Genomic DNA, 7,601 nt, shown 5'->3' with positions numbered 1-7,601 from the left:
GCGGTTCGATCCCGTCATCACCCACCATTCGCTTCAAGTGTTACGCGCAGCGGTAGTTCAGTCGGTTAGAATACCGGCCTGTCACGCCGGGGGTCGCGGGTTCGAGTCCCGTCCGCTGCGCCATATTTGCTTCCACTAAGGCCCACTGAACGCCTGGAAGCCACGGAAATAGCGGCCTTGTGCCGCTTTTTTCGTTTTCTGAATTCCACTGGAATCCATCTCCAGCCACGGTTTTTAAGTACACATTTAAGTACGCCGCTGGCACAGCCTTTTACGATTCCTTGCGCATCAATTTTCGTATTGGTCCGTCTACCGCTGGGTTGTATTCCCCTCCTTGATGCAGAAGGAGGTGTCTGATGGCTCTGACAGATACAGCGCTCAAGAAAGCCAAGCCCGCCAGCAAGCCTTATACGTTAACTGATGGGAATGGCTTATCTCTGCAAGTGCCCACGACGGGTTCGAAGCGCTGGCATTTCCGTTTCTATTGGCATGACAAGCAATTGCGTATTTCCCTTGGCATCTATCCCGACGTCAGTCTCAAGGAGGCTCGCCAGCGGAGAGAGGCTGCACGTGCGCTGGTGGCCAACAATATCGATCCCCGCTCACATCGTCGCGCCGAGCGCCAAAAAGCCTCTCACGCCGCCAACAACACGTTTGAAGCGGTTGCTGGTCGCTGGCATGAGTTCCGAAGTAAAAAACTGACGAAAAGTAAGAAGGGTACTGGTGGTGATCGTGAGGCTTCAGTCGAGTTTTGCGCGCCGGACTCGCCCGCAGGGTGCTGAACCAGACCTTGAGCTCGCATCAGCACTTCGGAGGTCTGGTTATTGAACGAGCGGGGGCGCTGGAGGACTAATAAGAATCTAGTATTTTGTTTGAGTTGACGGTAGCGAGCAGGGTGCGGCGAGTTCTCGAAGCCGGTCAGTGTTCCGGCAGGTTGGCGAAGATGTTCGCCAAGACTTGGTTAAGTTTGCGCAGTTGAGCTTCGGTTAGACCCTGGAAGCTTTTTTGGAATAACTCGTCGGTGAGTTCGTGCATGTCAAAAAACGCCTGGCGACCTGCCGCGGTCAGGCTGACTTGAGTTACGCGGCCGTCCTGGGTGCTCTGGCTGGTTTCCACCAGACCATCATCCTTCATTCGGTAGACGATTTTGGTGATGGTCGAAAGCTTGGCCACGGCGTGTTCGGATATCTCCGAAATGCTGGAGTCGTCGTTCTCGAAGAGAATGTTCAGCACTCGCCAACGCGGGATATCCAGGTCGATCCGCTTGAGCAGCTTTTCCATGGCCATGGCGTAGCGCCCGTACACGCGTGCCAGCCAGTAAAAAGGAAACTCTTCCTTGTGAAAGTCTTCGCTGGCAGGGTTGTAGCGGTTACGGCGTTTCTTGGGAATGGACATCAAAGGAACTGCTTTGTGAAAGTCGACGGACAATCATAGACATTTCTACTAAATTTGGCATCCGCCGCTATGCCGGCGGAGGGCGCTCAATGGTGCTGCAGGTGTGTGGATCTGTCCGAACAGATGGTCAGCTGTTGTTTTCCAATGCCGGATCGAAGCGTGTCGTAAGCCATGTGGCATCGGGCAGACGAAAGAATTCCTGCGTGCGCTGCGCTTTCTAGGCATCGATATTCTGGCCGGCACGCAGCACTGCTTCGGAGCCAGGGAGGCCGGTTTCCACCAGCTAGATGCCCTTGGCTGGATTCTGCCCGTGATACTTCAGCACCATGGCGATCTGACCATAGGAGTCATAGGCGTTGATGCCGACGGTCTTGCTCTTGAGGTCTGTAATGCTCTTGATAGGCGAATCCTCCTGCACGGCTCAGTACAGCGAGAATGGCCCCGGTGCCTCGGCCACGTGCTGGGCACTCGCTAAGCCGGCAGTTCGCTGGACAATGTGCCCTGATCAAGCGAAGACGGGGCCTGAGATGAACAGTCGCGTGCGCCAGCGAGCATCGACTGCACCGTTGACGCGGTGCCTTGGAATTGCATCCATTCGATACGGTAAGGCTTACCCGGTTCGGGGAAGGCATCTGCGCGTCCCCTCAAGCAGTACTTCATTTCTTCCACGCTAAAAAGGAAGCCTGAGCGGATGCTGGTGTTCACCGGGATGCAGGCTGCCCCGCACGCTGCTAATTACCGGAGGTAAAGCGAACAAACAGTCCATGGCCCCGGTGGCGATGATGGCAATATTCAAGGGTGTCCTTGGTTATTGTGCGCGCTGGTTGCGCCTTGGACGTTTGCGCGGTAATCCTTGGGCGGCATGCTGTAGTGGCGCTTGAATACCCGGGAAAAGTGCGCGGAGTCGGTAAAGCCCCACTTGTAGGCGATGGTGGTGATGGGTAGGGCATTGTCACCAGTCTGTGCCAAATCTCGGGCGGCGCAGTGCAGGCGTTGGCGCTGGATGTAGCGTCCGATGCTGTCACCATCGAGTTCAAACTGGCGGTAGAGCTGGCGTACCGAGATGTTCAGCATCGCGGCCAGGTCGGCTGGTGTCGGGGGCGCCAGCAGCGTTTTGTTGATCATTCGCTCAGCGAGTCGTCGTAGGGGGCGGCCGGTGTTCGGTACATCATCGGGATGTAAAGAGGGCTGCAGCAAGTTGATCAGGGCGTCCTGCAATGCCGCGCCATGAGATTGGCCGGCGCCCAGATTCATTTCCCCGTCACTGATCTGCTGCAACATGCCGTGGAGCAGACGTCCGCTCAGGCCGCTCTGTTCGATTTTGCCGAAGCGCCAGGCGTGTGTCGGCAGGAGCCGATCCACGGCGTCACGGCAGAGGTGGATCGACAGTTGCGCGATCAACCCATTCGGTTGCATTTCAAAGGACTCGGCTGAGTCCAGCAGGGCCATGTCGCCAGGGTGCAAGGTGAATGTTTGCGCACTACGGTTGATCGCCATGCTGCCTTCACGCTGCAGGACTAAAAAATAGAAGCGATCATCACCACGGCTTGCGCTGCCGCGTTCGCGGCGGATCGACAAGGCGTTAACCTGGATATCCGCCAGATTCAGATCACCCAATTGATGGTGCTGGATACTGCCAATGAAATTGTCCGCATGAGTGCAGCGTTGCGTGACAAAACGGCCACACACGGCATGTACTGCCTGATTCCAGTGGTCGAAATCGTGGAGGTTTTGCACACTCACAAGGCACCTCGAAGGGATTTCTAATAGTTTTGGTGCGCAATTGGATCGATTTTGCACATATGACTAATTACGGGAAAATTCAAGCATTCCTCGTGCCAGAAACGAGTTGAGTATTGTGAGTTTTCGAACAGGGAGGGCAGGGCCGGTAAACCGGCCCGAGAGGCGATTCAGTAGCGGATCATCACTGACTTGAGTTCGGTGTAATCGTCAATGAACGCGCTGCCGAATTCGCGGCCCGTGCCCGAGGCTTTAATGCCGCCGAAGGGCACCGAAGGGTCGAGGAAGGTGTGCATGTTGATGTATACCGTGCCGGCCTCAATCTGGGGGATCAGGCGCAGTGCCCTGGACAGGTCGTTGGTCCAGATGCTTGCGGTGAGGCCGAACGGCGAGTCGTTCATCAGGCCGGGAAGTTCTTCGACGTCGTCATAAGGCAGCACGCACATTAACGGGCCGAACGTTTCTTCGTGCAGGATGCGATCCTTGGCGTTACCCGCGAGTACCAGGGTCGGCTCAACGAAGTAGCCGGGACGGGCAATCGCATTACCGCCGCAGACGATGCGGCTTTCCTGGCGTGCCAGCTCGAAGAATTGCACCATCTTGTCGAACTGCGGCTTATTGGCCAGGGGCCCGAACTGGACACTCTCATCAAGAGGCGAGCCAATGCTCATGCCTTTTAGTGCCGCGCTGAATTTCTCCAGGGTCTCATCCAGGCGTGAACGCGGTACGTAGAGCCGTTCTGGTGCCGCACACACCTGACCCTGATGCACATAACCGGTTTGGATCAGCCCACCGATGGCAGCATCGAGGTCGACGTCAGGCAGCAGCGCCGCAGCATTTTTGCCGCCCAGTTCCAGGGTCACTCGGGTGAGGTTGGCGGCCATTGCGGCCTGGCCGACCTTGAGTCCGGTCGGCACCGAACCGGTGAACGAAACCTTGGCTACCTGCGGGTGGTTGACCAGTTGTGCACCGACTTCGCCGGTGCCGTTGACGATGTTCAACACTCCCGCTGGCACACCCGCGTCCATTGCCAGTTCGGCCAGGCGCAGCAAAGTCAGTGGGGTGAATTCACTGGGTTTGAGCACCAGCGTACAGCCGGTGACCAGAGCGGCAGCGATTTTCCATACGCCGATCATTACCGAGAAATTCCACGGTACGATACCGGCCACCACGCCCACTGGCTCACGACGGGTGAAGGCGGTGTACTGTTCGCCGGCCATCGACGGGAAGGAGGGGGACATCGTTTCGCCGTTGATCTTGGTCGCCCAGCCGGCGTAGTAGCGTAGGAAAACCGCGCTTTGGCCGACTTCAAACATCCGGGATAGGTGGATAGATTTGCCTGAGCAGAGGGTTTCCAACTGGGCCAGTTCTTCGCTGTTGGCTTCGAGCAGATCGGCCAGTCGATTGAGTATTACGCCACGCTGATAGGGCAAGGTCTTGGCCCAACTGCCTTTAAAGGCGCAGTGTGCTGCACTGACGGCCGCTTCGATGTCAGCTGCATCAGCGGCGGTTACCTGGGCGATGGCTTCGCCATTGGCCGGATTGATGATCGAGATACGCTTGTCGGAGGCGCTAGAGCGGTAAGCACCATCGACGAAATGGGCGTGCTGGCGTTGTAGGAACGCCTGCACTTGGGGAAGCAATTGAATGTCGCTCATGGGGTGACTCCTGGCAGATAAAATCAAAGAGGGATGGCAATGTTCAGCCAGAACTTATCGCCTTCCGGACGGTTCAATACGTCGAACTCATGTTGGTAGCGGCCCTGGATGTTCAAGCCCGAGGCAGTTGTGTAGGAGAGTTGCGGGCCCAGTGCAGTGGCGCGGCCTTTGAAGTCTCCGAATACCGCACCGTCACCGCTGTCGCCGGTGAGCTGTTTGTAGGTGTAGCCACCGATACCCACACCCCAGTTGCCGAAGTGCTTGGCAGCGACGAAGTCGGCGTGGAGTTCATTGCCTGAGCGGTATTGGGTGTCGTTGTTCTCGTAGTTGTGGTCAAACATGGTCTTCATCGAGAACTCATAACCCTGCGGGTTGCGGTAGGTGAAGGCGAACAGCGGCTCGACGGTGGCGTAGTTACGCCCGATGTTGGCCAGTTCTTTCTTGTCGTAGCGGCCGGTGGGTAGGTACAGGTCGACGGCTGCAATCCAGTGCCAGTTTCCGGCGTGCCAGCCGACCGCCAGCGGACTGACGATGAGGTCGCCCATGCCGGCGCGATCCTGGCGGCCGCCCGCCCCCATATTGACGTCCACATCGGCTGCAACCAGGAAGGCGTGCATCGCCCAGTTGCCACCGAGGATCTTCTTATCAGTGACATGGATGGCGCGCAGAATGGTAGCGGCGGTACTGACTTTGAAGTGGTCGAACGCCGGGTTCGTATTGGCAAACTTGTCGGCGGTGTAATAGGTGTTGTAGCTGATCAGGTAGTTGCCAGGCGGAGGCAGGGCGCCGGTCATGAAACCTTCGCTGCCATTGGCGTAGGCGCCGCCACCACCCTCGGTGGCGTGGGCATTCTGGGCAAGGACAAGTGCGGAAAGTGCAATAGCGCTGATCAGATGACGCTGCGGGAAGAAGTGCATGGTGTGATCCTCGATCCGGTTTCAGGGCGTAGGAAAGCTCTGGCGCGATATGCGCGCCAGGTCGGGAAAGGTCGATTAGGAGCGGTTGGAGCCGGCGAGTGACTGAGGTGTGCCAATCACCGCATCGAGATTCAGCGTTTGCTCATGTGGTGCGCTCAGCGTCAGCGGTGCCTTGCCGAGAATGAAATCGGCACCGCGTTCGCCAAGCATGATCGCCGGCGCGTTGGTGTTGCCGCTGGCTATCTGCGGGCATACGGAGAGGTCGATCACTCGCAGGTTCGGCACGCCATGTACGCGCATCTGCAGGTCGACCACCGAGCTGCCCGGATCAATGCCCAGGCAACAGGTACCGCCAGGGTGGTAGACGGTCTTGATCGCCTGGCGTATGAAGGTCTCGATGCCGGCAGTGTCCTGCCAGTCGATATTCTCGGGCGCGACGATCTTCTTGATCAGGCTTTTCAACGCGGGTTGTTGCATCAGCTTGAGGCCGGCTTGCACGGCACGTATCTGCCCTTGCAGGTCGTCTTTGTCACCCAGATAGTTGGGGTCGATGAGCAGCATGTCGGCCGGGTCAGTGCTGCGCAGGCGCACTTCGCCACGAGCCTTGGGGCGCAGGTGACCAACCTTGACCGTGAGGCCATGCTCGGCGGCGGGAGGGGCTTCGCCGGGAGTGTTGTCGAAGTTGTCCATTACCGGCAGGAACATGAACTGGATGTCTGGCCGACCGACGCCCTGGCTGTCGACGAAACCGCCGCCTTCGAGGATATTGCTGGTCAGCAGGCCGCTACGGAACGCCAGCCACTGGATCATGTGCTTGATGCCGCGCAGGCCCTTGTCTTCGCCGAGGATGCTGTTCTGTTTGTGGGTGGTGGCGTTGAGCGACAGGTGAAGGTGGTCATGAAAGTTCTTGCCAACCGGTAGGTTGACCAAGGTTTCGATGCCGAGACCCGCGAGGTGTTCCTTCGGCCCGATGCCGGAGAGCATGAGAATCTTCGGACTGCCGAAGGCGCCGGCGCTGAGAATTACTTCCTTGCGGGCGTGGGCGATTATCGGCGCTCCATCCTTCTCGCTGAACTTCACTCCGGTAGCGCGGGCGTTCTCGACGATCACCTTGTGCGCCAGGGCGTCAGTGATCACGGTCAGCTTGCTGTTGTCGCGTACAGATTTCAGATAGGTACGCGCGGTGCTGGCACGGGCACCATTGTGCGTGGTGGTCTGGTAGAAGCCGACACCTTCCTGGGATGCGCCATTGAAATCGTTGACGTAGGGCAGGCCCATCTCTTGGCCAGCGCGCACGAAGGCCATGGTCATTGGGTGGCGATAGCGGTTCTCGCTGACCGGCAATGGGCCTTGCTGTCCGTGGAATTCACCGCTGAGGCTCTCGTTGGCTTCGGCTTTCTTGAAGTAGGGCAGCACATCGCGATAACCCCAGCCCGGGCAGTTCCAGTCTTTTACCCAGTCGTCGTAATCCTCGTGTTGGCCACGGATGTAGATCATCCCATTGACCGAGCTACCGCCGCCGAGCACCTTGCCCTGGGCAATGATCATTTCGCGGTCGTTGCAGTGTTTCTGCGGCACGGTCATGTACGGCCAGGACTTCTGCTGGAAAACCTGTACCACGGTGGCGGGCATCGTATGGAAGGGGCTGCTGTCCTTGCCTCCGGCCTCAAGCAGTAGCACGCTGCCGGCATTCTGCTGGATCAGCCGGGCTGCAACCACGCAGCCTGCCGAGCCGGCGCCTATCACGATGTAATCGTATTCCTGAGTGGACATGGGGGGGCCTCGCTAATGTCCCGAAGGGATTTTTATGAGGCTCTATTCAAGCCTTTACCAGCGACAGGAAATTGATCCTGGTAGCCAGGTTGTTGTACGTGCTTGCCAGGTTTTACCG

6 protein-coding genes and 1 tRNA gene are annotated in these 7,601 nt (G+C 58.1%); 2 read left to right on the top strand and 5 right to left on the bottom strand.

Annotation, left to right across the window (positions count from 1 at the left end):
- Positions 1-46: 46 nt before the first annotated feature.
- Both INT12_RS22135 and INT12_RS22130 read left to right on the top strand, forming a co-directional pair.
- Positions 47-123: transfer RNA gene (locus tag INT12_RS22135), tRNA-Asp, on the top strand.
- A 233-nt stretch (positions 124-356) separates the two neighbouring features.
- Positions 357-782 (top strand): integrase arm-type DNA-binding domain-containing protein, encoded by a 426-nt coding sequence (locus INT12_RS22130; RefSeq protein WP_193040785.1) that lies wholly within the window; start codon positions 357-359, stop codon positions 780-782.
- 136 nt (positions 783-918) lie between these two features.
- Here INT12_RS22130 and INT12_RS22125 read toward each other — a convergent pair whose 3' ends face one another.
- The 5 genes from INT12_RS22125 to INT12_RS22105 form a co-directional block, all read right to left on the bottom strand.
- Positions 919-1,395 (bottom strand): MarR family winged helix-turn-helix transcriptional regulator, encoded by a 477-nt coding sequence (locus tag INT12_RS22125; RefSeq protein WP_017846849.1) that lies wholly within the window; start codon positions 1,393-1,395, stop codon positions 919-921.
- A 792-nt stretch (positions 1,396-2,187) separates the two neighbouring features.
- Complete coding sequence (feaR, locus tag INT12_RS22120) at positions 2,188-3,138, bottom strand: transcriptional regulator FeaR (protein WP_193059016.1); 951 nt, start codon at positions 3,136-3,138, stop codon at positions 2,188-2,190.
- A gap of 167 nt (positions 3,139-3,305) precedes the next feature.
- Positions 3,306-4,793, bottom strand: coding sequence for an aldehyde dehydrogenase family protein (locus INT12_RS22115; protein ID WP_017846852.1), 1,488 nt, complete (start codon positions 4,791-4,793; stop codon positions 3,306-3,308).
- A gap of 23 nt (positions 4,794-4,816) precedes the next feature.
- Entirely contained in the window at positions 4,817-5,710 is an 894-nt protein-coding gene (locus INT12_RS22110; RefSeq protein ID WP_017846853.1) for a transporter, read from the bottom strand.
- Positions 5,711-5,785: 75 nt separating this feature from the next.
- Positions 5,786-7,483 carry a GMC family oxidoreductase gene (locus INT12_RS22105; protein WP_017846854.1) on the bottom strand — a complete coding sequence of 566 codons (1,698 nt, stop codon included), beginning with the start codon at positions 7,481-7,483 and terminating at the stop codon, positions 5,786-5,788.
- Between the last annotated feature and the right edge of the window lie 118 nt (positions 7,484-7,601).

It is taken from the genome of Pseudomonas sp. K8 (assembly GCF_014889455.1).
In the GTDB taxonomy this organism is placed as follows: domain Bacteria; phylum Pseudomonadota; class Gammaproteobacteria; order Pseudomonadales; family Pseudomonadaceae; genus Aquipseudomonas; species Aquipseudomonas veronii.
This window is presented reverse-complemented; position numbering and strand designations above follow the sequence as displayed.

What these genes read in the sequence shown, in the direction of transcription:
- INT12_RS22130 (WP_193040785.1), top strand. Translation starts at nt 357, where the DNA reads ATGGCTCTGACAGATACAGCGCTCAAGAAAGCCAAGCCCGCCAGCAAG.
- INT12_RS22125 (WP_017846849.1), bottom strand. Translation starts at nt 1,395, where the DNA reads ATGTCCATTCCCAAGAAACGCCGTAACCGCTACAACCCTGCCAGCGAA.
- INT12_RS22115 (WP_017846852.1), bottom strand. Translation starts at nt 4,793, where the DNA reads ATGAGCGACATTCAATTGCTTCCCCAAGTGCAGGCGTTCCTACAACGC.
- INT12_RS22110 (WP_017846853.1), bottom strand. Translation starts at nt 5,710, where the DNA reads ATGCACTTCTTCCCGCAGCGTCATCTGATCAGCGCTATTGCACTTTCC.
- INT12_RS22105 (WP_017846854.1), bottom strand. Translation starts at nt 7,483, where the DNA reads ATGTCCACTCAGGAATACGATTACATCGTGATAGGCGCCGGCTCGGCA.